The organism is Paraburkholderia terrae (assembly GCF_002902925.1).
GTDB classification, from domain to species: domain Bacteria; phylum Pseudomonadota; class Gammaproteobacteria; order Burkholderiales; family Burkholderiaceae; genus Paraburkholderia; species Paraburkholderia terrae.
This window is the reverse complement of the sequence record NZ_CP026113.1, coordinates 675,382-697,477: the sequence shown is the minus strand read 5'-3', so window position 1 is coordinate 697,477 and position 22,096 is coordinate 675,382. Positions and strand designations below refer to the sequence as shown.

The window sequence follows — 22,096 nt, the reverse complement described above, 5'->3', positions numbered from 1 at the left end:
TCGATCGCCCTATTCAGCCTGCCCGCCAGGTTCCCGCTTGATCGTCGTGAGACCGCCCGGCACCTGCAAGGTCGGCAGAATCTCCATGTTGCTGATGTTCACCGCGAGCGGCGCGGCGATGGCGAACGCGATGGCGTCGGCAATGTCGGTCGGTGTCGGTAGCTCGAAGCCGTCGATGAACTGCTTGCGCGCCTCTTCGATATTGCCGTGGACGTGCCCGAAGATATCCGTCGCCACGCGCCCCGGGCAGATCTCCGTCACGCGCACGCGCTTGCCCGTCGCATCGACGCGCAGCTGACGCGACAGCGCGTGAATCGCCGCCTTGGTCGCGTGGTAGATCGAATTGCCATTGAAGTTGTAGATCGCGGCAATCGAGCTGATGTTGACGATATGGCCGCGATCGCGGGCGACCATGCCCGGCATCGTGAGACGAACGATGTGTAGCACCGCTTGCAGGTTCACTTCCACCTGCACGTCGATGTCCTCGACACCCGCATCGAGAATCGAGCCCTTGCGCGACACGCCGGCATTGTTGACGACGATGTCGAACGGGACTTCCTGCGTGAGCTTCGTCACGGCAGCCAGGTCGCTGACGTCGATCGCGTGCGGGATGCAGCCGGTGCGTTCGGCCAGCTCTTTCAGGCGGTCGGCGCTGCGCGCGAGCGCATGCACTTCGAGTCCTTCGCGGCAAAAGCGCTCGACGATCGCCGCGCCCATGCCCGTGGAAGCGCCCGTCACGAGTGCAGTCTTATAGTCTGAAAACGGCATGAATGACCTCGGTCTCAAGTTCTGCGTATCGCACAGCAATGTCCGATACGTCTGTTAGCAATGTATACGTCGTGAAAACACGGGGCAAAGACGGATTGGCTTTGAAGCGATAAGCCCCGCTTATGGCCGGCGCGGCGCTATCGCACCAGCTTCGACACGGGCACCACACGCCCGCCCGCCGATTCGATTGCGCCACGCACCGAGCGCGCAAGTTCGACGGCGCCCGGTGTATCGCCGTGAAGGAGGATCGACTGGACCTTCACCTTGAGCTTGTTGCCCGTGATGGTCGTGATCGTGCCGTCTTCGAGCAGCGCCTGGACGCGCGCCATCACGGCCGCGCGATCCTTGATGACAGCGCCTTCGAGCTTGCGCGACACCAGCGCGCCCTGATCGTCGTAGGCCCGGTCGGCGAGAAACGTGGTCGCCGTGCGTATGCCGATACGGTCGGCAGCGCGTTCTATTTCAGTGTTGGTCGATACGCTGATGATGAGGTCGCGGTCGAACTCCGCGACGGCGCGCACCAGCGGCTCGGCCAGCTCATACGATGCCGCCGCCATGTTGCCGAGCGCGCCGTGAAAGCTCATATGCGTGACGCGATGCCCCGCCCTCGTCGCAATGCCCGCGAGGGCGCCCATCTGATAGACGACATAGTTCGCCAGCTCCAGCGGATCGGCCTGAATCGGCCGGCGCCCGAAGCCCAGCAGATCGGGAAAGCCGACATGCGCGCCCACTTCGATCTGGCGCGCGAGCGCGAGCCGCACGGTACGGTCCATGATGACGGGATCGCCCGCATGAAAACCGCACGCGACGTTCGCCGACGAGACGACATCGAGCATCGCCTCGTCCTCGCCCATCTTGTACGGGCCGAAGCCTTCGCCGAGGTCGGCGTTGAGATCTATTTCCACTCTGCACTCTCCATTCTCTTATCCGATGGCCGCTCGCGCACTGCGCGCTGCATCTAGCGGCCCGGCACGATCTCGAACAACGGCGTGCCGTAACCGACCGTCGCACCATGCGCAGCGAGCGTGCGCGTGAGCACGCCGGCAGTTGACGCGACCACGGGCATGCACAACTGCGCGATCTGCAGCAGTCCGATCACATCGCCCTGTCCGACACGGGCGCCCGCTTCCACCAGCGGCGTCGATCGCGCGGGGTGCGCCGCGAGAAACACGCCCGCAGTTGCTGCCGTCACGTTGACGGCTTGCGCGTGTGTACCACGCGCATCGGCCGATGCCGACAACTTCGGCGACGGCCGCGCACGGCGTTCGTCATGACGATGTCCGTCATCGACCTTCAGGCGCACCGTCGCGCCCGGCCTGCTGACTTCGATGAAGCCGACATTGCTGGCAGCCAGCCATGATGTGATCTGCCGGATCTCGTCGAGATCCACTTCGATTGTCTGTGTCATGTTTCAGTGTCTGGACGGTCGAACCAGCCCGACGAGATTGCGCACCCGCGTGAGGTAACGATCGAGTTCCTCGAGCGCGGCAACGGCTTCCTGATACGTCGTCTGGACAAAGCGGACCCGGGTTCCGATGCGCGCCTGAGCGAGCCGCCACAGGTCCGCTTCGATCACCGTGCCGATCTTCGGATAGCCACCCGACGGCTGCGCGTCGCGCAACTGGATGATCGGCTGGCCGCTGTGCGGCACCTGGATCACGCCGGGCACGATGCCGTGCGAGCGCTTCTCTATCGGGTACACGGGCTCCAGCGTCGGACCGGCAAGCCGGTAGCCGTAACGGTCGCTCTGCGGCGTGACTTTCCAGCCCTCACGCCAGAACGCGTCGATCGATTGCGGCTGATAGCTGTCGTACTCGGCGGCGGGCAACACGCGCACCACCGTATCGCCTACTTCGCCGCACGGCACGGAAACGGGCGCGGGCAGCGCATGTTCCGGCGGCACCGTGCCAAAGCCCGCACTGCGCGCAGCCGCAGCGTTCTCCGCCGGGTCGATCAAGCCGATCGCCTTGAGCACATCGCCCTTCTTCAACTGACGCCCTTCGTGACCGCCGAACTCGCCGCGCAACTGCGTGCTGCGCGAGCCGAGCACGACGGGCACGTCCACGCCGCCCGCGAGCGACAGATAGCAGCGCGTGCCGTGGTTCGGCACACCGATGGTCAGCACATCGCCCTTTTTCGCGTGCGTCGTCCACCACGGCAGCACGGGGCGTTCGCCCAGCCGCGAGGCGCAGTCGGCGCCCGTGATCGCAAAGTCGAGGTCTTCCAGAAAGCGGATGCGAAACGGAAACATCGGAATTTCGATGCTGGCGGCGTCGTCGGGATTGCCGAGCAACAGATTGCCGACTGAGAGCGCGAGGCGATCCATCGCGCCCGCCGTGCCGACGCCGTAGCGCAGATAGCCGTCGCGCCCCTGGTCCTGCACGGTGGCCAGCGCGGATGAAGACAGTACCTCGATCATCGGATAATCCTCTCGACGCAAAAACGGATCATGTCGCCGGGTGCGAGTGTGGCGGGGTTCTCGCGCGACGGATCGAAGAAGACCATCGACGTATGGCCGATCGTGTTCCAGCCGCTCGGCCCCGTCGATGCCGACACGCCCGTCTGCACGCCGCCAATCGACACGGCGCCGCCGGGCAGGCCCAACACGGGCACCTTGCGACGCGGCGTCGCGATGCGCGGGTCCATCCCGCCGAGATAGCAGTAGCCGGGATGGCTGCCGAGTGCATAGACGGTATAGAGCGGCGCACAGTGCAACTGCACGACCTCGTCGACGGACAGCCCCGTGTGATCGACGACATCCTGCAGATGTGGCCCAAACTCGCCGCCATAGACGACGGGCAGTTCGACCACCTTGCCTTCGATGATCAATTCGCCCGCCTTCGACCACGCGTCGCGCAATCTGTCGGCGAGCGCGTCGGGGTCGACGGGCGGCCGCGCGAAGGTCAACATCAGGTTGGTCACGCCCGGCACGGCTTCGCGCACGCCCGGCCACGTTTCGACTTCGCGGGCGAGCGACCAGATGCGCCGTTGCGCGGGCAGATCGAGTGCGCCCGGCGCCTCGAACAGCATGGCCGTGGTGCCCAGCATGCTGATCATCAGCTGCTGCTCGGGTTCATCGCGGTTCATTGCGGCCACCGTCTGTCTCGCGTCTTGTTGACGCCCGCCGGGAGCGGCTGCGTCGCTCATCGACGCATGCTCAATGGTCAGCGTCATGCCTGTGTCCTTTCTGCGAGCCAGCGCTCCAGATGATGTATATCGACTCCACCTGCGACGAACCCTGCGTCGCCGAGCATCGTTTGATGCAGCGGCACGTTGGTGCGGATACCTTCCACCCGCAACTCCGACAGCGCAATACGCATGCGTGACAACGCCTCGTCGCGTGTCGCGCCGTGCGTGATGACCTTGGCGATCAGCGAGTCGTAGTACGGCGGCACGACGCAACCGCTGCTCATGTGCGAATCCACCCGCACGCCGTTGCCGCCCGGCTGCTCCCACACGTCGATCTTCCCGGGGCAAGGCACGAACGAGAACGGATCTTCCGCGTTGATCCGGCATTCCAGCGCGTGTCCCTGCGTGCTGATATCGCTCTGCTTCACGGCCAGCGCGTGACCTTGCGCGATGCGAATCTGCTCACGCACGATATCGATGCCCGAGGTCATCTCCGTCACGGGATGTTCGACCTGCAAGCGCGTATTCATTTCGATGAAGTAGAAGCGGCCCGCTTCGAACAGGAACTCGAAGGTGCCCGCGCCGCGATAGCCGATCTGCCGGCACGCTTGCGCGCAACGTTCGCCGACACGGCGGATCAGATCAGGATCGATGCCCGGCGCGGGCGCTTCTTCCAGCACTTTCTGATGCCGGCGTTGCAGCGAGCAATCGCGCGAACCCAGCCACAGCGCATTGCCATGCGTATCGCACAACACCTGGATTTCGACATGGCGCGGCTGTTCGAGGAATTTCTCGACATAAAGCTCCGGCTTGCCGAACGCGCGGCGCGCCTCTTCGCGCGTCACGTTGACGGCTTCCAGCAGTTGCCCCGGCTCATGCACGACGCGCATGCCACGCCCGCCACCGCCGCCCGCCGCTTTCACGATCACTGGGAAGCCGATCTCTTCGGCGATTCTCATGATCGCGTCGGGATCATCGGGCAAGCCGCCGTCAGGGCCTGGCACACAGGGCACGCCCGCTGCGCGCATCGCACGCTTGGCGGCGACCTTGTCGCCCATCGCGCGGATCGAATCCGGCGCAGGGCCAATGAAGGTCATGCCCGCCGCTTCGACTGCCGTCGCAAAGTCCGCGTTTTCGGAGAGGAAACCGTAACCGGGATGAACCGCTTGCGCGCCGCTCACGTGAGCCGCAAACAGGATCGCGGCCTGGTTCAGATAGCTCTGGCCCGGCGACGCAGGACCGATGCACAGCGCCTCGTCGGCAAGACGCACGTACCGCGCGTCAGCGTCCGGCTCGGAATAGACCGCGACCGTTTTCACGCCCAGCTCACGGCACGCGCGCTGGATGCGAAGTGCGATTTCGCCGCGATTGGCAATCAGTACCTTGTTGAACATGATCGATCAGCCGATACGAAACAGCGGTTGACCGGATTCCACTTCGCCACCGGGCGCAACCAGCACCTCGCGCACCGTGCCGCGGCAATCGGACTCGATCGCGTTGAACATCTTCATCGCTTCGATCGTGCATAACACCTGACCTTCGTCGACGGTGTCGCCGACCTGAACGAACGGCGGCTCACCGGGCGACGGCGTGAGATGAACGATGCCGAACATCGGTGCGCGGACCAGTTGCGCTTGCGCATCGGCTGTCTCAGCTTGTGCGGCTGCAATGGTGGGTGTGGCTGCGTCGCTATTGGCGAAAGGCGCTGCATCGGCGGCCTGCGCGACTTCTTCGAACGGTTGCGCCATCCCGACGGCGTCATCGCTGCCGCGCTGCGCATGGCCGCGCTTGCCGCGACGCTTGGCCTTGACAAGCTTGACCCGCTCCTCGCCCTCGATCACTTCGAGCCTTTCTAACGGCGATTCCGCCAGCAGGTCAATCAGTGCCTTTATCTTCTGAAGATCCATTTGAGTCCGTAGCCGGTTAGGCGCACGCCGCATTGCTTGCGTGCGCGAAACACCGCGGCTGCACGACACCCCGGATTCGGGGCCGTTGGTGTCGCCAGCTCGACGGCAAGCCGTGTCGCACCGGCTTGCTGCACCGGGCGATTGGCGATGGACTCAATGTATCCGGCGCAGAAAAATTGCGCCAAGACGGTTTGGCTTTGTAGCGATAAGGCGCGCTTATGTATCCGCGCCAGGCATGGCGCGCACGCCCAGCGCGAGGTCGCCGGCCAGTTCCAGCAGGATGTCCTTGACGGCGGCGGCGGGCTCGGAAAGCGGCAAATGGTCGGACAGACAGACCGACAGCGGGATCTTGATGACGGGTGACACGATCCGCGACTGCACGATGTCACCCGCGGCCGCCACCACCCGCGCGGTCGATTCAGGCAGGATGGTCGCACCGATCCCGGCGCTGACGGCCGCCGACAGCGTCGATGCCGACTCGATTTCGGCGACCACGTTCGGCATCATCTGCACGCTCGCGAAGCCTTCGTCGACGTATTTGCGCAGATAGTTGTACGGACGCGGCAGCAGCAGCGGCACGTCACGCAGGTCGGTGACGGCGATCTTCTCCTGCACGATACCCATGCTGCGCGGCGCGACCAGAAACAGTTCCTCGTTCATCAGCAGCTGGAACGACAGGCCATGCACGGGCTTGTCGCCATACAGCACGGCCATGTCCATGCGGCCATTCATGATCAGCTCGCTGAGCGTGGTGCCGAAGTTCTCGTTGATGTAAAGCAGGATGTTCGGGTGCCGCGCACGCACCGTGCGCAACAGCGGCAACGACAACGCCGACGCGCCCGTGCCCGGTGCAAGTCCGACCGAGACCTGTCCGGAAAGGGTCTGACCGGCGCTTTTCACGTCGGCCTGAGCCTGTTCGTACTGGCGGAGAATCAGCTGCGCGTGACGGTACAGCGTGGCGCCCGCCTCGGTAGCAGTCACGCCGCGCTTCGTGCGCACCAGCAACTGCTGCTGGAATTCATCTTCGAGCGTAATGAGCTGCTGGCTCAGCGCGGGCTGTGCGATGTGCAGCACTTCGGCGGCCTGGGTCAGACTGCCGATATCTACGATCTTCACGAAATACTTCAAACGCCGCAGATTCACGGTAATCGGATCTCAGGGTTGACGGATTGCAACAATGATAGGGCAAGCTCCGCTCGCCGCACAGTCCTCAAAATCGTTGCGCCCGTTCATCCGACGTCGCCGCTCATCGCCCTGGAAGCCGCGCGAAACCAGCCTGTGCGTGCGTTTTGAGCACGCGCGCCGACAGTCGAACGTCGCGCCGCATCATAAGTGGATGTTATTGCCCCAGCAGAAAGTCATCTTGGCTTGAAGTTTTTCGCACGCTTAATGTGAAGCCTCATCAAATGCCGTTGAGGAGTCAAGTGTGAGTGCATCGCGCATCGCCGCCCGCGTCCAGCGGATCAAGCCATCACCCAGCAGCGCAGCCGCCGATCGCGCCGCAGAATTGCGGCGGCAGGGAAAACACATCGTCAACCTCGTGGTCGGCGAGCCCGATTTCGACACGCCCGCGCATATCCGGAAGGCTGCATTCGAAGCGATGGAGCGCGGTGAAACGCGTTATACGCCGACAGCCGGCACGCCCGCGCTGCGCGCGGCGATTGCCGCGAAGCTGCAGCGCGAGAACGGCCTCACGTACGACCCGAAGCACATCATCGTGACGTGTGGCGCGAAGCACGCGATCTTCAACGCGCTCGCCGTCACGGTCGAAGCCGGCGACGAAGTGCTGATTCCCGCGCCCTACTGGGTCTCCTATCCTGACATGACGCTTGCGTGCGACGGCGTGCCCGTCATCGTGCCCTGTACCGAGGAAACCGGCTTCAAGCTCACGCCCGCCATCCTCGAAAAAGCGATCACCGCGCGCACCCGCTGGCTGATCATCAATTCCCCGACCAATCCGACCGGCGCGACCTATACGGCGCAGGAACTGCGCGCGCTCGCCGATGTGCTGCTGCGTCACCCGCAGGTGCTGGTGATGATGGACGACATCTACGAGCACATCCGTTTCGACGGCGGGCCCTCGCAGCATCTGCTCGCCATCGAGCCCGAACTCGCGTCGCGCACGCTGGTGGTCAACGGCGTATCCAAGACCTATGCGATGACGGGCTGGCGCATCGGCTACGTGGCCGGTCCCGCCGACCTGATCGCGGCACTGGACACCTTGCAGTCGCAATCGACCAGCAACGCCTGCACGATCAGCCAGGCGGCGGCGCTCGCCGCGCTGACGGGCGACCAGAGTTTCGTCGCCGAATCCGTCAACACCTACCGGCAGCGCCGCGATCACGCGCTCGAAGCGCTCAACGCGATTCCCGGCATCAGTTGCAAGACGCCGGGTGGCGCGTTCTATCTGTACGTCAACTGTGGCGGCATGATCGGACGCACGACGCCGCAAGGCAAACGCCTCGAAGGCGACGCCGACGTGGTCCTGTATCTGCTCGAACAGGCAGGCGTCGCGCTGGTCGCCGGATCGGCCTATGGCGTGTCGCCGTTCTTCCGCATGTCGATTGCGACGAGCATCGACATCATCGACGAAGGCTGCCGGAAGATCGCAGCCGCCGTCGCCGCACTCGACTGAGAGCGAGACCGAAGCGGCGGCGTGTTACGCACGCCCGCTGCATCGAGATAAAGACATGCCGCGCCGTCAGGACGCGGCAGTCGGCATAGCGCATTCTTTTTTATCAACCGGCAAGGGGATCTATTCGTGAAAAAAATACTATTAGGCTTACTAAGTATATCGACATTGGCGCTGTCCGGCTCGGCATGGGCGCAATCGAGCGTCACGCTCTACGGCATCATCGACGAAGCGATACGCTTCGACACACACCAGAACAAGGCGGGCGATCATCTCTTTACGATGGGCAGCGGCGGCGAGATTCAGGGCAGCCGCTGGGGCCTGCAGGGCAAAGAAGATCTGGGCGGCGGTCTGGCGGCGATTTTCCAGCTGGAAGGCGGTTTTACTCCGAACACCGGGACAACGCAGCAATCCACGCCATCCGGCGCCGCGCGCCTGTTCGGCCGCACGGCTATCGTCGGCTTGAGCAGCCAGTACGGAACCGTGACGTTAGGCCGGCAATACACGCTCGTGCATGAAACGGGTTGGACGCACGACATCTACGCGTTCGCCAACTACACGGGTACGGTGGGTTTCCAGGGCGCGGGCCTGACGGGCGGCGGTCGCCTCGACAATACGGTGCGCTACACGTCACCCGTCATTGCAGGCTTCACTGTCAAAGGCGCCTATACGTTCGGCGGCGTGGCGGGCAATACCCACCAGAACTCTTCGCCCGCGGTGAGCGTTTCGTACGACCATGGCCCGTTGAGCGTCGGGGCGGCTTATCAGATCGTCAATAATATCGGTGGCCTGAATCCGTCGACGACGGCCTACGGCAGCACCTACTTCGGCGTGACGATACCCGACAGTTCGCAGAAGATCTTTACGGCAGGCGCGACCTATGTATTCGGCAACGCGAAGCTGTACGGCTCGTATATCTACAGCCATGTCTACCCTGCCGACTATCGGAATGACTCGTTCTCCGCTGCCGTGCAGTACTACATCACGCCTACCCTGGTGCTCGACCTGCCCGTCTATGTCGACTTCGTGCATCACGCGGGTCAGAGCGGCACGCGCATCACGGGTGGCCCGACCTTCGACTATCTGCTGAGCAAGCGCACCGATGTCTATGTCGGCGTCGACTACAACCATCTGACGGGCGCATGGACGACGCTGGCGGCCGCGTCCGGTTCGAATCAACCCTTCTATGGCTTCAACTCGCTGTTCGAAGCCGCTATCGGGCTGCGTCACAAGTTCTGATTCCGACGGCGTCCGCAAGGATGCCGCTTCTCGCGACGCCCGTTCACGCCTTCCCCGTCATTCGTGTTGGGACACGCCGCGTGTCCTGATCGTGCTCGGCGCAAACGACGTGGCCAACCCCGCTGCGAAATCCGTTCCGTCGTCGCCGATTGCCGGCATGCCCATTCTCGACGTGTACCAGGCAAGAACCGTGATCGTGAACACGCGTTCGATGGCTTCGTGCCATGCCGGAACGATCTCTTCTATCAGGACAAAACGATGACGGTGTTCCCGGGCGCGAAAAAGGTCATCGAATACATGAGCAAGTCGCTCGACTAGCGATTCATAAGCGGCGACTATCGGTCCATATGACTTCGGTCTTTGTCGCGGCTCCGATTCGCCGCTATCGTTTGAGGACAGTTCGCGCCGTTCACTATCACAGGCAATCATCATGCACGCACTTGTTATTCACGCACCCTTGGATCTGCGCATCGAGGACGTACCCACGCCCGAACCCGAGGCCAACCAGTTGCTGGTCCGCGTTCGGGCGGGCGGCATCTGCGGCTCGGATCTTCATTACTTCAATCACGGCGGATTCGGCACCGTGCGTATCCGCGAACCGATGGTGCTCGGTCATGAAGTATCGGGCGCTGTTGCACGCGTCGGCGCCAATGTCACCGATATGCCCGTCGGCACGCGTATCGCCATCAGTCCCAGTCGTCCGTGCGGTTCGTGTCAGTACTGCCAGCAGGGGCTGCAGAATCACTGCCTCGACATGCGTTACTACGGCAGTGCGATGCGCACGCCGCACGTGCAAGGCGCGTTTCGTCAGGAGATCGTGATCGACCGCGCGCAGGCTCATGTCGTCGCTGACTCGCTTTCCGATGCGGAAGCGGCGATGGCCGAGCCGCTCTCCGTCGCGCTTCATGCGGTGCGGCGCGCGGGCCCGATGCTCGGTAAGCGCGTACTCGTCACGGGCTGCGGGCCCATCGGCGCGTTGATCGTGGCCGCCGCGCGCCGCGCGGGCGCTGCGTCGATCGTCGCGACGGATGTGAATGCGCTGCCGCTGCAAAGCGCGCTGAAAGTCGGCGCGGACCAGGCATTCAACGTCGCCGAAACGCCGGACGCACTGCAACCGTTCGCCGTCGACAAAGGCAGCTTCGACGTGCTGTTCGAAGCAAGCGGCAATGCTGCCGCGCTGCGCGGCGCGCTCGACGTATTGAAGCCGCGAGGCGTGATTGTCCAGGTTGGATTGGGCGGCGACATTGCGCTGCCGATGAACGTGATCGTCGCCAAAGAGTTCGACCTGCGGGGCGCGTTCCGATTCCACGAAGAATTCGCCGTCGCCGTCGAACTGCTGAACAAAGGGCTCATCGACGTCAAGCCGCTGATCACGGGCGTGTTTCCGTATCAGCAATCGGTCAAGGCGTTCGAAACAGCCGGCGACCGCTCGAAAGCGATGAAAGTGCTAGTGACGTTCGATTGAAACGCCATGCGTGACGGCAATCGCCTGGCCATCTGCAGCCTGCCGTCACGCGCTTTCTCCTCTGCTTCCTCTCTGCCTTCCATCGCCTTGCGATAGCGTTACAGGACCCTCATGTCTTCCGTACCGGGACTGCCTTCTTGCGACAGCGTCGATCATCTCTTTGCCAACAACAGGCAATGGGTGGACCAGATGATCGCAACCGACCCACAATATTTTGCGCGCCTGAAAGATCAGCAGGCACCTGCTTATCTGTGGATCGGATGTTCGGACTCACGCGTACCTGCCAATCAGATCACGGGATTGCCGCCCGGCGAGATCTTTGTCCATCGCAACATCGCGAACCTCGTGGTGCACACGGACCTCAACTGTCTGTCGGTGGTCCAGTTCGCGGTTGACCAACTGAAGGTGCGCCATATCATGGTCGTCGGCCATTATGGCTGCTCGGGCGTCAAGGCGGCGCTGCTGGGACAGCGCATCGGGCTGGCCGATAGCTGGATCCGGCACATTCGCGATGTCCACGACAAACACGCGGCTGCGCTTGCCGACATGCCCGTGGGCGAAGCGCGGCATCGCCGTCTGATCGAGCTGAATGTGATCGAGCAGGTGAACAACCTGTGCCGCACGACCATCGTCCAGGATGCGTGGCGACGCGGCCAGCGGCTGGACATTCATGGATGGGTGTATGGCGTTCACGATGGCCGCCTGCGCGATCTCGCTGTGACGGCAACGAATGCGGTTCATACGTTGAACGCGTGATGCGCGGCTAGTCGACGGCGAATTCACATAGGCAAAAAAGCCGGCGTTGCTTTGCAAACGCCGGCTTTTTTGTTTCGAACCGTACCTGCTCAGTTATTGCATCGCGCTTCGAGTGCATCGACGAATGCGCGATTCCAGCGTCCCTCTTTCATCGCGCGCATCGTTTCGGCTTCGGCCTCCAGCACGGCCAGCGCCTTCTCGATCACGATCTCGACGTCGACCTGCGGAATGGCGAGCAGGCCATCCTGATCGCCGACGACGATATCGCCAGGGTGGACCACCATGCCGCCCACCGACACGGGAACGTTGATTTCACCGGGGCCATCCTTGTATGGCCCGCGATGCGTGACGCCTCGTGCGTAGACAGGGAATTCACGCTCGCGGATTTCCGCAACATCGCGAATCGCGCCGTCGATCACGAGGCCAGTGACACCGACGCTCGCAGCGTAGAACGACAAGATGCCGCCCACTACCGCGTTGTTCAGATCGCCACCGGCATCGATGATCAGCACGTCACCGGGACGGCAGAAGTCGAGTGCGCGCAGATAGGTCAGGTTGTCGCCACCGCGAGAGCGCATCGTGACGGCTGTGCCTGCCATGGTCTGCTTCGTAGGCCGATGGTACGGGGCGAGCCCGACCGTGCCGATGTTGCGATGCATGTTGTCGCTCAATGCCGATACAGGAATATCCCGCAGCGTATCGAGGAGTGCCCGGGCGGCTTGAGGCGCCGAGGAGTTCTTTCGAATGGCCTTGTACATGGTCGATGTTCGTCTCACATTTGAAGAATGCAAATGGATGACGCTTGCAGCCGGACAGGGCAGCCTCGCGCAGTCATCACGGGTATAACGGTATGCCGTGCCGTGATCCACCGCAAAGACTGTATGCTTCTGGGGCAATAGGAAAGTCTTATGTTCGTGTCGTCGCCACATTACAGGGAAGAGACTTCACGCAGCGTTCGCAATCTGCTCGCGCAGCCAGCGATGCGCCGGGTCGCGATGACATCGCTCATGCCATAGCATCCCCATTTCATAGCCCGGCACATCAACAGGCGGCTTGACGATCTGCAATGCACTCATGTTCCGAACCAGTCGCTCGGGCACCATCGCGACGAGATCCGTACTCGCCAGCACGGACAGCACGAACAGAAAGTGCGGAACGGAAAGCACAACACGACGCGTGAGCCCCAGTTGCCCGAGTGCTTCATCCGTGACACCGCGAAACCCGCCGCCATCCGGCGAAACGATCACATGCTCCAGTTCGCAGAATTGCGCCGGCTTCGGCCGACGTTTCAGTCGCGGATGACCCGCGCGGCCCGCCAGCACATAACGCTCCGTGAACAGCACGCGGCGATGCATGCCCAAAGGCGACTCGTCACTGGTATGAAAAGCTAGGTCGATTTCCCCTCGTTCCGCCTGCTTTGCGATGCGCGGCGGCACCATCTCGACAACGGAAAGCCGCGTGCCCGGCGCCGCCGAGCGCAATGCCTTTAACGCGGGCAGCAGCACCGTCGATTCGCTGTAGTCCGTCGCCGCCACTCGCCATGTTTGCGTCGCCGTGGCGGGATCGAATGCCTTCGCAGGCGACATGACGTGCTCCAGCGCATCGAGCGCTTCGCGCAACGGCTCTCGCAGCTCGTCCGCTCGCGCGGTGGGCCGCATGCCTCGCGGACCGGGCAGCAATAGCGGATCGCCAAAGATCTCGCGCAGCTTCGCCAGATGCACGCTCACCGAGGGTTGAGAGAAGTTCAGTCGCTCTGCCGCGCGCGTCACATTATGTTCGGAGAGGAGCGCATCGAGCGTCACCAGCAGGTTCAGGTCCAACCGTCTGAGATTATTCATCGCAATACCGGACATATCAGAAATTCATTTCCAATATACCTGAGCGCTGCTTATGCTGCGTTCCGTGAATCACGGAGATCGAATCATGAATGTACTACTCGTCTATGCTCACCCAGAACCGCGCTCGCTGAATGGCGCGCTGAAGGACTTTTCGGTCGCACGTCTGGAGGAAAGCGGACACACCGTGCAGGTGTCGGATCTGTACGCGATGAACTGGAAGGCACCGCTCGATGCAAGCGACAGCGTGAGCCCGCCCATCGGTGAACGCTTCGACCCAAGCCTCGATTCGAAACACGCGTTTGAAAACGGCTTGCAAAGCGAGGACATCGCACTGGAACAGCAGAAGCTGTTGTGGGCCGACACGGTGATCCTGCAATTTCCGCTGTGGTGGTTCTCGATGCCTGCGATCCTGAAAGGCTGGGTGGAGCGCGTGTATGCGTATGGCTTCGCGTATGGCGTCGGCGAGCATTCCGACGCGCGCTGGGGTGACCGCTATGGCGAAGGCACACTGGCAGGAAAGCGCGCCATGCTGATCGTGACGACGGGCGGTTGGGAATCGCACTATGGTCCGCGCGGCATCAACGGCCCCATCGACGATATCCTGTTCCCGATTCATCATGGGATTCTGTACTACCCGGGCTTCGACGTGCTGCCGCCGTTCGTGACCTACCAAACCGGCAAGATGGACGAAGCTCGATACAAAACCACTTGCGATACGCTCGGGCAACGTCTGGACAATCTATGGACGGTGCCGCCCATTCCATTTCATCCGCAGAATGCCGGGGCATACGAGATTCCCGCCCTCACGTTACGCGACGATATCGCGCCCGGCAAAGCAGGATTCGCCGCGCATCTCGGTTGACGAATACGCTCGTGCAATGACCCACGGTCAATTCCGCCAATCGGGCTCTATGCGCGATGCGTAATATTTCCGAAATACTCTGCGTTATTACATCGCCTTTCGCATCGAGAAAATATTTCTGATCCCTATTATGCTATAACCGGAATGTGAGCCAAAACTAGCGATCACTCCGATCTCCATGCGATATGGCGTTTTACTATGTCGAACCCGAAGTCGCTGGCGGCCTTGGAAAGGATACCGTGCTGGATCCGGACATCCATCCGCCAACCGTCATCAAACTGCATTACCAGATTATCAATTGGCTGGGCGATGCGCTACTGGAGAGCTTCCCTGCGTTGATCATCACGCGCGAAGCCGCCAAGGCGTTGAATGAAGCCGGCGCAAGCGGATTCGAATGCCGCGAAGTTGAAATAACGGTTAGCGACTCCTTTAAAGAAATTTATCCGGAGCGGATATTGCCGGAATTTCTATGGCTATGCGTGACGGGCACGGCGGGACGCAGCGATCTCGGCATTGCCGACGACTCGCGGCTCGTCGTCTCCGACCGTACACTCAGGATATTGAAGTCATTCGGCCTGGATAACGCCCTTGTCGAAGATTACTGACGTCGCGCATTGCAGTTCGCCAAAAGCCAAAGGCCCGTCGATCGACGGGCCCCCGGTTGCCTTTTTTGGAGAACGACTTTAAAGCTCAGGTCAGAAGCGATACCCGACCGACACAAATGAAACGATAGGATCCACGTGGAGTTTCGACGTGCTCGTCACCGTGCCGACGCTCGAATGCGTCGTCAGCGTGGCGCGGGTCGATAGCCACATATACGACAGCGACACGCCCGCCGACCAGTGCTTGTCGAAGTTGTACGTGAAGCCCGCGTTGATGACGGGCGCAAACGAACTGCTCAACTTCGCCGATGTCTGCCCTTCAAGCGCGGTGCCATAAGTCGAAGAATAAAGAAACGCGCCGCTCGACATCGCCGAACTGAGCTTCACGCCGCTATACCAGACATAGGCCACGCCTGCACCGAGGTACGGACGGAAATGGCTTTGCGCGTCGTTGAAGTAATACTTCAGCAACAGCGTCGGGCTCCACTCATACGCCTTGCCCAGTTCGCCGAGTCCCGCGAGCGTGCCCGTGCCCGACAGCGTGAATTTCGGCGGCACGCCGAACACACCTTCTGCCGCGATGTGATCGGTGATGAAATACGTCGCCGTGAACCCCACGGTATCGGCGCCGTCGACACTGGCGCCCGACCCGCTCGCGGTCGTCGTCGAGCCAAGCGCATTGATGCTGAACGGTTGACTCGACGACTGCGGCGCGAGGTGGAACCAGCCGACATTCGCCACGAAACTGCCCGCGCTCTGCGCATGCGCGGCCGAGCCCGTCAGCAACGCGGCCGCAAGGGTGATAGCCCGGTATGGCCTCATCGATCTCCTCCTTTGTTGTGTTGGTCTGGAGGCGATTCTATGCGTACGACCGTGCTAATCGATAGATCGAATCTGGTGAGTTGTCTCTGGAATCTGGTAAGGATTGGCCCCGGCTAACCCGCCAGCTCGCGATGCAGCGCCAGATACTCGAGCGAGAGCTTGTGCCGCGGATCGAGGTGAATCACAGGCTTCGCGTGCTGGTGCGATTCCTTGATCTTGACGGACGACGACAGCCGCGAATCGAGCACGGGCAAGCCCTCGCTCACCAGTTCGTCGACCAGTTGCTGCGGCAGGCTCGCGCGAGGCTGGAACTGGTTGATCACGATGCCTTCGACGTGCAGCGCGTCGTTGTGATCCTGCTGGATTTCCTTCACGTTATCGAGCAGCGTATAGAGCGCGCGGCGCGAGAAGTCGTCGCAGTCGAACGGAATCAGACAACGCTCGACGGCGATCAACGCGGAGCGCGTGTAGAAATTCAGCGCAGGCGGCGTGTCGATGTAGACGGCATCGTACATGTCGAGTTCGTTGAGCGCATCGCGCAGCTTGTAGATCTTGTAGCGCGACTCGAGCTTGCCGTGCAGCGTGTCGAGATCCGCGTGCGCGGGCATGATGTCGAGATTGTCGAATGGCGTCGGATGAATGAACGACGTCACGTCGACGGGCTTGAAGCTGAACGTCAACGCCGTTTCGAAGAAACCGGCCACGGTGGGATTGACTTCGCTCGCCCGCGGGCCAAGCAGATACTGGCTCGAATTGCCTTGCGCATCCAGATCGATCACGAGCGTACGCAGCCCTTCACGCGCGCTGATCGCCGCCAGGTTGCATACGATGGTCGATTTACCGACACCACCCTTCTGATTGAATACGACGCGCCGCATATGTCCCCTCTTGCTGTCGATCTGCCCGAAAAACCAGCAGCATACATCAGCCAGACTACCGGGCGAGCCGCGCCATAAAGCGCGTGGACGACACGCAGGTCGTATGACACGATTTCATGGCCTAGAATCGTTTCAGGCGCATCGCGGCCGAACGCCCCGCAATACCGTGCCGGGCATCGGTCATGCTGGATGTGCGCCATCTATTGCGCGAACATATCAGGAGGTCACGATGAAAGCAGAAGACAAGGGCGACGTGCGCGCCTTCGTGCAAACGGCCGAGCAGGCGGGCGATTTTGTGTGGGTGATTGCACTGATCGATTTCGGTGCGCGCGAAGTGAAACGCACGCTCGTTTCCGACGAAAAGTACTCGACCCGAGCCGCCGCGAAAGACGCAGGCGACGCCCGCCTGAAGGCCATCACCGAGGACCGTCACGCGCACGCGTAACCGCCCTCGCCCGCTGCGACGGGCATAGACCAGTCCACGACGAGCTGTTCGAAGCCGGCATCGGTTTCGACGGCTCGTCGTGTTGTTGATCCAGAAGAATGACAACCTGTGACGGACACGGACATGTCGATGATCAAGTTCTGCGTCCGCCTCGCGCTCGTCGCGTACGTGGTCGCGCTGATCGCGCTTTATCTGATGCAGGACCGCATGCTGCTGCCTGCGCCGCTCGATATCCCCGGCACGCCGACGGGGCATCACGGCGCCTATGACGTCGAGCCGTGGCATGTCGACGGACTCTACGCGGGCTATGTCGCAACGCCTGCCGCTACAGCGCCGCGCGGCACGTTCGTCCTCTTTCACGGCAACGCGGAAACAGCGGAGAACAAGCTGCCCGTTGCCGAAGTCTTCGTACGCGATGGCTTTCGCGTCGTGATGGTCGAATATCCGGGGCAAGGCAACCGTCAAGGCAAGCGCACGATGCTGGCGGCGTTGGCGGCATCGCGAGACGCGCTCGTCGCAGCGCGCGCGCAATGGAGCGGACCCGTTTATCTGGTGGGCGAGTCGCTCGGCGCGGGCATGGCGGCGCAAGCCGTCAAAGGCAACGAAGCCGCGGTTGCGGGCGTCGTGCTCATTACGCCATGGGACACGCTCGCGAGCGTCGCAGGGGAAAAGTACTGGCTATTTCCCGTGCGCTGGATGCTGCACGATCCATTCGATTCTGTGGCCGCACTCGAACGCTATAGTGGACCGGTTGTCGTGATCGCTGCGCAGCAAGACTCGCTGATTCCGATCGTTCATGCTCAACGGCTGGCGAGCGCGCATTCCGGCGCGCAGCTGATGGTGTTGCCGGACGCGCATCACGACGACTGGTTTGGCGCGATGCATGATACGCAATGGCGCCAGGTGCTGAGCTGGCTACACGTGGATTGAACGCGCTCTCCGGTACGTCAGACGCTCCACGCCGCGCGCACACGCTCGCGGATATCCGTGAGACGCTCGACGGATTCGTTGGCGAACACGAAGCGCAGATACCGTTGCGCTTGCGGACCCCAGCCGTTCATCGGCGTCGCGGCGACTTCGCCTTTTTCGAGCAGCAGGCGTGACGCATCGGACGGCGCGATGCCGAACTGCGCCGTGTCGATGAGCAGCGACCATCCGCCATCGGGACGCACCAACGGCAGATCGCGCAACGCGCTCAACAGAAAATCGCGCCGCGCCTGCCATACGGCGACCGCTTGCGCGACACCATCGTCTGCGCACGTCAGCGCCGCCGTCGCACCCGGCATGCCGATACCGACCTGGCAAACGACGTTCGACAGACTCGTCAGCCGCACGTCGCTCATGATGCGTTCGGGACCGACGATCCAGCCCACGCGCCAGCCGATCATCCGGTACTCCTTGGATACGGAGCCGACCGTGAAGGTGCGCTCGCGCATCTCCGGCAACGACGCGGGATGAATGACGCTACGCCCGTCGAACAGGATGCGCTCCATCGCGGCGTCGTAGACGAGCCACGCATCAGTACGGTGGCAATGATCGGCGATTGCGTGCCATTCGGTTTCGTTGGCGACGAAGCCGCTCGGCATCGACGGAGACATGATGAGGAATGCGCGCGTGCGCGGCCCGACTGCGCTCGCCAACGATTCGAGATCGAGCCGCCAGCCATCGGCGCAAGCATCGGTGGAAGGCAGGAGCCGCGCGAACTTCGGCACGCCACCCGCGAGCAGCACGCGATTGATGAGGCCCGCGTACGTGGGGTCGGTCAGCACGACTTCGTCGCCCGGTTCTAGGATTGACAACAGCACGTTGAGAATGCCCGCGAGCCCGCCCGCGGAAATGATGCACTCGCTGCCGGCGTCGTAGTCGATACCTGTCGACTGCTTCATCCGCGCGACGACGGCCTGACGCAACGCTGTCTGCCCGGTGAACGGCAGATAGCTGTTCGCGTCGTCATCGTCGACGGCTTCATGCGTGCGGCGGATTGCTTCGGCGGGCGGCCTCAGGTCGGTGTCGAGGTTCTCGAGCCGTAAGATGTTGCGATTCTTCGTTGCGTCGGCAGCGTCACCCATTCTGTCGACGCCGATGCCCGGGATATTGCGCAAACGGGAGACTGTCACGGTGCTGCCCTCCTCGCATCAGGCTGAGTTCATCGCTGAATCAACGGATATGCGGGGCATCATACTATTGCGTTGGGTTGGCGTCGTGATCGACGCGATGCAAGCGCCCTACCCCCGCCTCGCCATCAACTCATTGCGAATCAGCGCATGCAGGTCTTCCGCACTAGGCTGCGTACCCCAACCGCTCGCGCCTGCCACCGATGCAATCGCGAACCACGAATGCGGCGGAAACCATTCCTGCACCATCACGCCGTCCCGTCTCAGGCACAGTTGTCCCGTCAGTTCGCTGTATTCGGCCGACATCGATTTGCCGTTCGTCTGCACGGTCACGCACGTCCCCTTCGACGACGGCTGCTCCTCGACGCTGACGATCACATCGTCGTCAGATGACGGTTCATATGCGCCCGCCATGATCAGCAGCATCCAGCAAGTACGGTTCGACGCAAGCGGTGCGACATCGTCAGGGTGATAGTTGCTTTCATCGTGCTCTCCCGGCTTCGTATCTCGGGAGACACTCTATGCAAATCGCACTGGGAAAATGTGTGCGTGTGTAAGCAAACGTGAATTCCGCGGCGAGATTCACCGTGTGCAGGGAGAAAGTGTAACGTCGGCGTTCAATTGCCTTGTCATGTGTGCGCCCATTACAACACCCGCGCCAGCCGCAAACGTGCATGCGTCGTGATCGCGCTGTCACAGCGAGGTAACAGGTTTGGGAATATCGTGTTGCCCGGAATGACGCTTCCTTCCCGTTCCTTTCCAGCGCCGACGCGCCCGCGCCGCTGCGTATTCGCGCGTCGCTTGCCTTCCCAAGCGAGAACAAAAGACATGTCGAAAAAGAACTCCCCCGATACAACGCCGGACGAACCGGACAACACGCAGGCCGCCACGCAGTCCGCCATTTTCTCGCGCCGTGGCTTTCTGAAGCTCGCGGGCGCATCGGGATTCGCCAGCGCCGCGAACACGTTCGCGGGCGCCGCCAAAGCCGATCCGTCGACACCCGATGGCACGCCCGAGCAGGTCCATCTCACATGGGGCGAAGATCCCACGAACGAAGTCGTGGTGTCATGGGCGTCGATGGCGGCCGCTGCGAATCCGCACGTGCGCTTCGGCGCAGCCGGCGACAGGAAGGAAACCGTTCACGCCGTTCAACGCACCTACACGGACGGCCTGAATGGCGAAGTCGTGTTCACGTATCACGCGCGTCTGCACGGCCTGAATGCGGGGACCACGTATCAATACGAAGTCACCGCCGATAACGACAGCAACGCGGGCACGCCCTTCTCGGCGTCGTTCAAGACCGCGCCGCACGGCCGCGCGCCGTTCCGCTTCACGAGCTATGGCGATCTCGCGACACCCAACACCAACTGGGTGCTGTCGTCGCCGCAAAGCCGCTTCGCGGTGCAGGCCGTCGAACGTTTCCAGCCGCTCTTTCACCTGCTCAACGGCGACCTGTGCTACGCGAACCTGAACCCGACGCATCAGCCCGACGTTTGGCGCGACTTCGGCAACAACAATCAGTCGTCGTCGGCGAATCGTCCGTGGATGCCGTGCCCCGGCAATCACGAAATCGAATTCAACAACGGTGCGCAAGGCTTTGATTCGTATCTCACGCGCTATACGCTGCCGCACAACGGCACGCGCTTTCCGGGGCGCTGGTATAGCTTTCGCGTGAGTTCCGTTCTGTTCATCTCGCTGGACGCGGACGACGTCGTGTACCAGGACGCAGCTGCATTCGTCGCAGGACCGTCGGCGCTGGTGCCCACGGCGAGCACCGGTCATCCGCCGATCAAGCCAGGAACGTCGTTCTATGTGCGGGGCTACAGCAATGGCGAACAGACGCGCTGGCTCGAACGCACACTACGCGAGGCCTCGCACGATGAAGGGATCGATTGGATCGTCGTGCAGATGCATCAGGACGCGCTCAGTTCATCGAAGACGGGCAATGGCTCGGACAAGGGCATCCGTGAGGCGTGGCTGCCGCTGTTCGACCAATACCGCGTTGATCTCGTGCTGTGCGGCCACGACCACGACTATGAGCGCAGCCATCCGGTGCGCGGCTGCAATCATTACGCAGGCCGCGACGCAACCACCGGTGATCGCGTCGACACCCTGCAACCGCGCCCCGTCCCGACGTCGCACCGCGCGAATGACCCCGTCGACACTTCGCGCGGCACCGTGCATCTGATTCTTGGCGGTGGCGGCACCAGTGCGCCGCTCGACGTCTACGGCACCGACGCGGGAACGGGCCTGCCACAGGCGATGGTCTTCACCAGGCCAAACCACCCTGTCGCGGGCGCAGCGGCGGGCGTGTTCGTCCGGCCCGCCGCCGATGCGGTGGAAGACGCAATCTGGTCCGCACAGAGAGACACCGGCACCGGCTACGGTATCGCCGTGTTTGATGTCGATCCCGGTGAACGCCATGGCAGCACGTCGATCACGATGAACTACTACCACGCGCCGGGCGCGGATCAGAATGCGACCGCCAACTACGAGTTGTTCGAGACCATCGTGTTTGAGAAACCGCGCCGACGCTGACTGAATTCGATGAGTCGCCTTCGAGCATGATCAGGCGAAGCGCGTGACTTCGACGGGCTGCGTCAAACACGGCTACGTTCTTGCTCGCCTTGACGATCAGG

22 protein-coding genes and 2 pseudogenes are annotated in these 22,096 nt (G+C 62.3%); 10 read left to right on the top strand and 14 right to left on the bottom strand.

Annotated elements, in window-relative coordinates; all coding sequences use genetic code 11:
• Positions 1-9: 9 nt before the first annotated feature.
• The 8 genes from C2L65_RS32965 to nac form a co-directional block, all read right to left on the bottom strand.
• The gene (locus C2L65_RS32965) at positions 10-768 is read right to left on the bottom strand and encodes an SDR family oxidoreductase (protein WP_042305998.1); all 759 of its coding nucleotides are present in this window, start codon (positions 766-768) and stop codon (positions 10-12) included.
• Positions 769-905: 137 nt separating this feature from the next.
• Entirely contained in the window at positions 906-1,673 is a 768-nt protein-coding gene (locus tag C2L65_RS32960; protein ID WP_042305999.1) for a LamB/YcsF family protein, read from the bottom strand.
• A 53-nt stretch (positions 1,674-1,726) separates the two neighbouring features.
• Positions 1,727-2,176 (bottom strand): acetyl-CoA carboxylase biotin carboxyl carrier protein, encoded by a 450-nt coding sequence (locus tag C2L65_RS32955; RefSeq protein ID WP_042306000.1) that lies wholly within the window; start codon positions 2,174-2,176, stop codon positions 1,727-1,729.
• Positions 2,177-2,179: 3 nt separating this feature from the next.
• Positions 2,180-3,187 carry a 5-oxoprolinase subunit C family protein gene (locus tag C2L65_RS32950; protein ID WP_042306001.1) on the bottom strand — a complete coding sequence of 336 codons (1,008 nt, stop codon included), beginning with the start codon at positions 3,185-3,187 and terminating at the stop codon, positions 2,180-2,182.
• Entirely contained in the window at positions 3,184-3,855 is a 672-nt protein-coding gene (pxpB, locus tag C2L65_RS32945) for a 5-oxoprolinase subunit PxpB (protein ID WP_042306095.1), read from the bottom strand. Before pxpB ends, C2L65_RS32950 begins: the two co-directional genes overlap by 4 nt.
• A gap of 83 nt (positions 3,856-3,938) precedes the next feature.
• The gene (gene accC, locus C2L65_RS32940) at positions 3,939-5,291 is read right to left on the bottom strand and encodes an acetyl-CoA carboxylase biotin carboxylase subunit (protein WP_042306002.1); all 1,353 of its coding nucleotides are present in this window, start codon (positions 5,289-5,291) and stop codon (positions 3,939-3,941) included.
• A gap of 6 nt (positions 5,292-5,297) precedes the next feature.
• Complete coding sequence (accB, locus tag C2L65_RS32935) at positions 5,298-5,804, bottom strand: acetyl-CoA carboxylase biotin carboxyl carrier protein (protein WP_042306003.1); 507 nt, start codon at positions 5,802-5,804, stop codon at positions 5,298-5,300.
• A 216-nt stretch (positions 5,805-6,020) separates the two neighbouring features.
• Positions 6,021-6,947 (bottom strand): nitrogen assimilation transcriptional regulator NAC, encoded by a 927-nt coding sequence (gene nac, locus C2L65_RS32930; RefSeq protein ID WP_042306004.1) that lies wholly within the window; start codon positions 6,945-6,947, stop codon positions 6,021-6,023.
• Positions 6,948-7,230: 283 nt separating this feature from the next.
• On the opposite strand from nac, the gene C2L65_RS32925 reads away from it, so the two are divergent.
• From C2L65_RS32925 to can, 5 genes and pseudogenes are all read left to right on the top strand, one after another.
• Positions 7,231-8,439 carry an aspartate transaminase gene (locus C2L65_RS32925; RefSeq protein WP_042306005.1) on the top strand — a complete coding sequence of 403 codons (1,209 nt, stop codon included), beginning with the start codon at positions 7,231-7,233 and terminating at the stop codon, positions 8,437-8,439.
• A gap of 165 nt (positions 8,440-8,604) precedes the next feature.
• Positions 8,605-9,675 carry a porin gene (locus tag C2L65_RS32920; RefSeq protein WP_103254614.1) on the top strand — a complete coding sequence of 357 codons (1,071 nt, stop codon included), beginning with the start codon at positions 8,605-8,607 and terminating at the stop codon, positions 9,673-9,675.
• 82 nt (positions 9,676-9,757) lie between these two features.
• Positions 9,758-9,993: pseudogene (locus C2L65_RS46760) on the top strand (NAD(P)(+) transhydrogenase (Re/Si-specific) subunit beta); the annotation flags it as partial.
• Between the two features lie 112 nt (positions 9,994-10,105).
• Positions 10,106-11,140, top strand: a complete 1,035-nt coding sequence (locus tag C2L65_RS32910) for an L-idonate 5-dehydrogenase (RefSeq protein ID WP_042306007.1) — start codon at positions 10,106-10,108, stop codon at positions 11,138-11,140.
• A 111-nt stretch (positions 11,141-11,251) separates the two neighbouring features.
• Positions 11,252-11,875: pseudogene (can, locus tag C2L65_RS32905) on the top strand (carbonate dehydratase); the annotation flags it as partial.
• 110 nt (positions 11,876-11,985) lie between these two features.
• Here can and C2L65_RS32900 read toward each other — a convergent pair.
• Together C2L65_RS32900 and C2L65_RS32895 are read right to left on the bottom strand one after the other, a co-directional pair.
• Entirely contained in the window at positions 11,986-12,654 is a 669-nt protein-coding gene (locus C2L65_RS32900) for an RraA family protein (protein ID WP_042306008.1), read from the bottom strand.
• A gap of 186 nt (positions 12,655-12,840) precedes the next feature.
• Positions 12,841-13,734, bottom strand: coding sequence for a LysR family transcriptional regulator (locus C2L65_RS32895; RefSeq protein ID WP_042306097.1), 894 nt, complete (start codon positions 13,732-13,734; stop codon positions 12,841-12,843).
• Between the two features lie 85 nt (positions 13,735-13,819).
• Here C2L65_RS32895 and C2L65_RS32890 point away from each other — a divergent pair, with 85 nt between their 5' ends.
• Both C2L65_RS32890 and C2L65_RS32885 read left to right on the top strand, forming a co-directional pair.
• Complete coding sequence (locus C2L65_RS32890) at positions 13,820-14,596, top strand: NAD(P)H-dependent oxidoreductase (RefSeq protein ID WP_042306098.1); 777 nt, start codon at positions 13,820-13,822, stop codon at positions 14,594-14,596.
• A 185-nt stretch (positions 14,597-14,781) separates the two neighbouring features.
• Positions 14,782-15,201, top strand: coding sequence for a hypothetical protein (locus C2L65_RS32885; RefSeq protein ID WP_042306009.1), 420 nt, complete (start codon positions 14,782-14,784; stop codon positions 15,199-15,201).
• A 90-nt stretch (positions 15,202-15,291) separates the two neighbouring features.
• Here the strand turns inward: C2L65_RS32885 and C2L65_RS32880 are convergent, their stop codons facing one another.
• Entirely contained in the window at positions 15,292-16,020 is a 729-nt protein-coding gene (locus tag C2L65_RS32880) for an OmpW/AlkL family protein (protein WP_042306010.1), read from the bottom strand.
• A gap of 113 nt (positions 16,021-16,133) precedes the next feature.
• Entirely contained in the window at positions 16,134-16,898 is a 765-nt protein-coding gene (locus tag C2L65_RS32875; protein WP_042306011.1) for a ParA family protein, read from the bottom strand.
• A gap of 229 nt (positions 16,899-17,127) precedes the next feature.
• On the opposite strand from C2L65_RS32875, the gene C2L65_RS32870 reads away from it, so the two are divergent.
• The gene (locus tag C2L65_RS32870; RefSeq protein ID WP_042306012.1) at positions 17,128-17,343 is read left to right on the top strand and encodes a hypothetical protein; all 216 of its coding nucleotides are present in this window, start codon (positions 17,128-17,130) and stop codon (positions 17,341-17,343) included.
• A 123-nt stretch (positions 17,344-17,466) separates the two neighbouring features.
• Positions 17,467-18,273 carry an alpha/beta hydrolase gene (locus tag C2L65_RS32865; RefSeq protein WP_042306013.1) on the top strand — a complete coding sequence of 269 codons (807 nt, stop codon included), beginning with the start codon at positions 17,467-17,469 and terminating at the stop codon, positions 18,271-18,273.
• A 17-nt stretch (positions 18,274-18,290) separates the two neighbouring features.
• On the opposite strand, the gene C2L65_RS32860 is transcribed toward C2L65_RS32865, so the two are convergent.
• The gene (locus tag C2L65_RS32860; RefSeq protein ID WP_042306014.1) at positions 18,291-19,460 is read right to left on the bottom strand and encodes a pyridoxal phosphate-dependent aminotransferase; all 1,170 of its coding nucleotides are present in this window, start codon (positions 19,458-19,460) and stop codon (positions 18,291-18,293) included.
• A 108-nt stretch (positions 19,461-19,568) separates the two neighbouring features.
• On the bottom strand, positions 19,569-19,871 hold the full coding sequence (locus C2L65_RS32855; RefSeq protein ID WP_042306099.1) for a hypothetical protein: 303 nt from the start codon (positions 19,869-19,871) through the stop codon (positions 19,569-19,571).
• Between the two features lie 414 nt (positions 19,872-20,285).
• On the opposite strand from C2L65_RS32855, the gene C2L65_RS32845 reads away from it, so the two are divergent.
• Complete coding sequence (locus tag C2L65_RS32845; RefSeq protein WP_081920832.1) at positions 20,286-21,995, top strand: purple acid phosphatase family protein; 1,710 nt, start codon at positions 20,286-20,288, stop codon at positions 21,993-21,995.
• Positions 21,996-22,096 lie beyond the last annotated feature (101 nt).

Bases quoted from the DNA above. Each gene is read 5' to 3' on its own strand.
- C2L65_RS32885 (WP_042306009.1), top strand. From the start codon at position 14,782: ATGGCGTTTTACTATGTCGAACCCGAAGTCGCTGGCGGCCTTGGAAAG.
- C2L65_RS32900 (WP_042306008.1), bottom strand. From the start codon at position 12,654: ATGTACAAGGCCATTCGAAAGAACTCCTCGGCGCCTCAAGCCGCCCGG.
- C2L65_RS32950 (WP_042306001.1), bottom strand. From the start codon at position 3,187: ATGATCGAGGTACTGTCTTCATCCGCGCTGGCCACCGTGCAGGACCAG.
- accB (WP_042306003.1), bottom strand. From the start codon at position 5,804: ATGGATCTTCAGAAGATAAAGGCACTGATTGACCTGCTGGCGGAATCG.
- C2L65_RS32890 (WP_042306098.1), top strand. From the start codon at position 13,820: ATGAATGTACTACTCGTCTATGCTCACCCAGAACCGCGCTCGCTGAAT.
- C2L65_RS32870 (WP_042306012.1), top strand. From the start codon at position 17,128: ATGAAAGCAGAAGACAAGGGCGACGTGCGCGCCTTCGTGCAAACGGCC.
- C2L65_RS32875 (WP_042306011.1), bottom strand. From the start codon at position 16,898: ATGCGGCGCGTCGTATTCAATCAGAAGGGTGGTGTCGGTAAATCGACC.
- C2L65_RS32880 (WP_042306010.1), bottom strand. From the start codon at position 16,020: ATGAGGCCATACCGGGCTATCACCCTTGCGGCCGCGTTGCTGACGGGC.
- C2L65_RS32845 (WP_081920832.1), top strand. From the start codon at position 20,286: ATGTCGAAAAAGAACTCCCCCGATACAACGCCGGACGAACCGGACAAC.
- C2L65_RS32910 (WP_042306007.1), top strand. From the start codon at position 10,106: ATGCACGCACTTGTTATTCACGCACCCTTGGATCTGCGCATCGAGGAC.
- C2L65_RS32895 (WP_042306097.1), bottom strand. From the start codon at position 13,734: ATGAATAATCTCAGACGGTTGGACCTGAACCTGCTGGTGACGCTCGAT.
- accC (WP_042306002.1), bottom strand. From the start codon at position 5,291: ATGTTCAACAAGGTACTGATTGCCAATCGCGGCGAAATCGCACTTCGC.
- C2L65_RS32855 (WP_042306099.1), bottom strand. From the start codon at position 19,871: ATGGCGGGCGCATATGAACCGTCATCTGACGACGATGTGATCGTCAGC.
- C2L65_RS32955 (WP_042306000.1), bottom strand. From the start codon at position 2,176: ATGACACAGACAATCGAAGTGGATCTCGACGAGATCCGGCAGATCACA.
- C2L65_RS32865 (WP_042306013.1), top strand. From the start codon at position 17,467: ATGTCGATGATCAAGTTCTGCGTCCGCCTCGCGCTCGTCGCGTACGTG.
- C2L65_RS32965 (WP_042305998.1), bottom strand. From the start codon at position 768: ATGCCGTTTTCAGACTATAAGACTGCACTCGTGACGGGCGCTTCCACG.
- pxpB (WP_042306095.1), bottom strand. From the start codon at position 3,855: ATGAACCGCGATGAACCCGAGCAGCAGCTGATGATCAGCATGCTGGGC.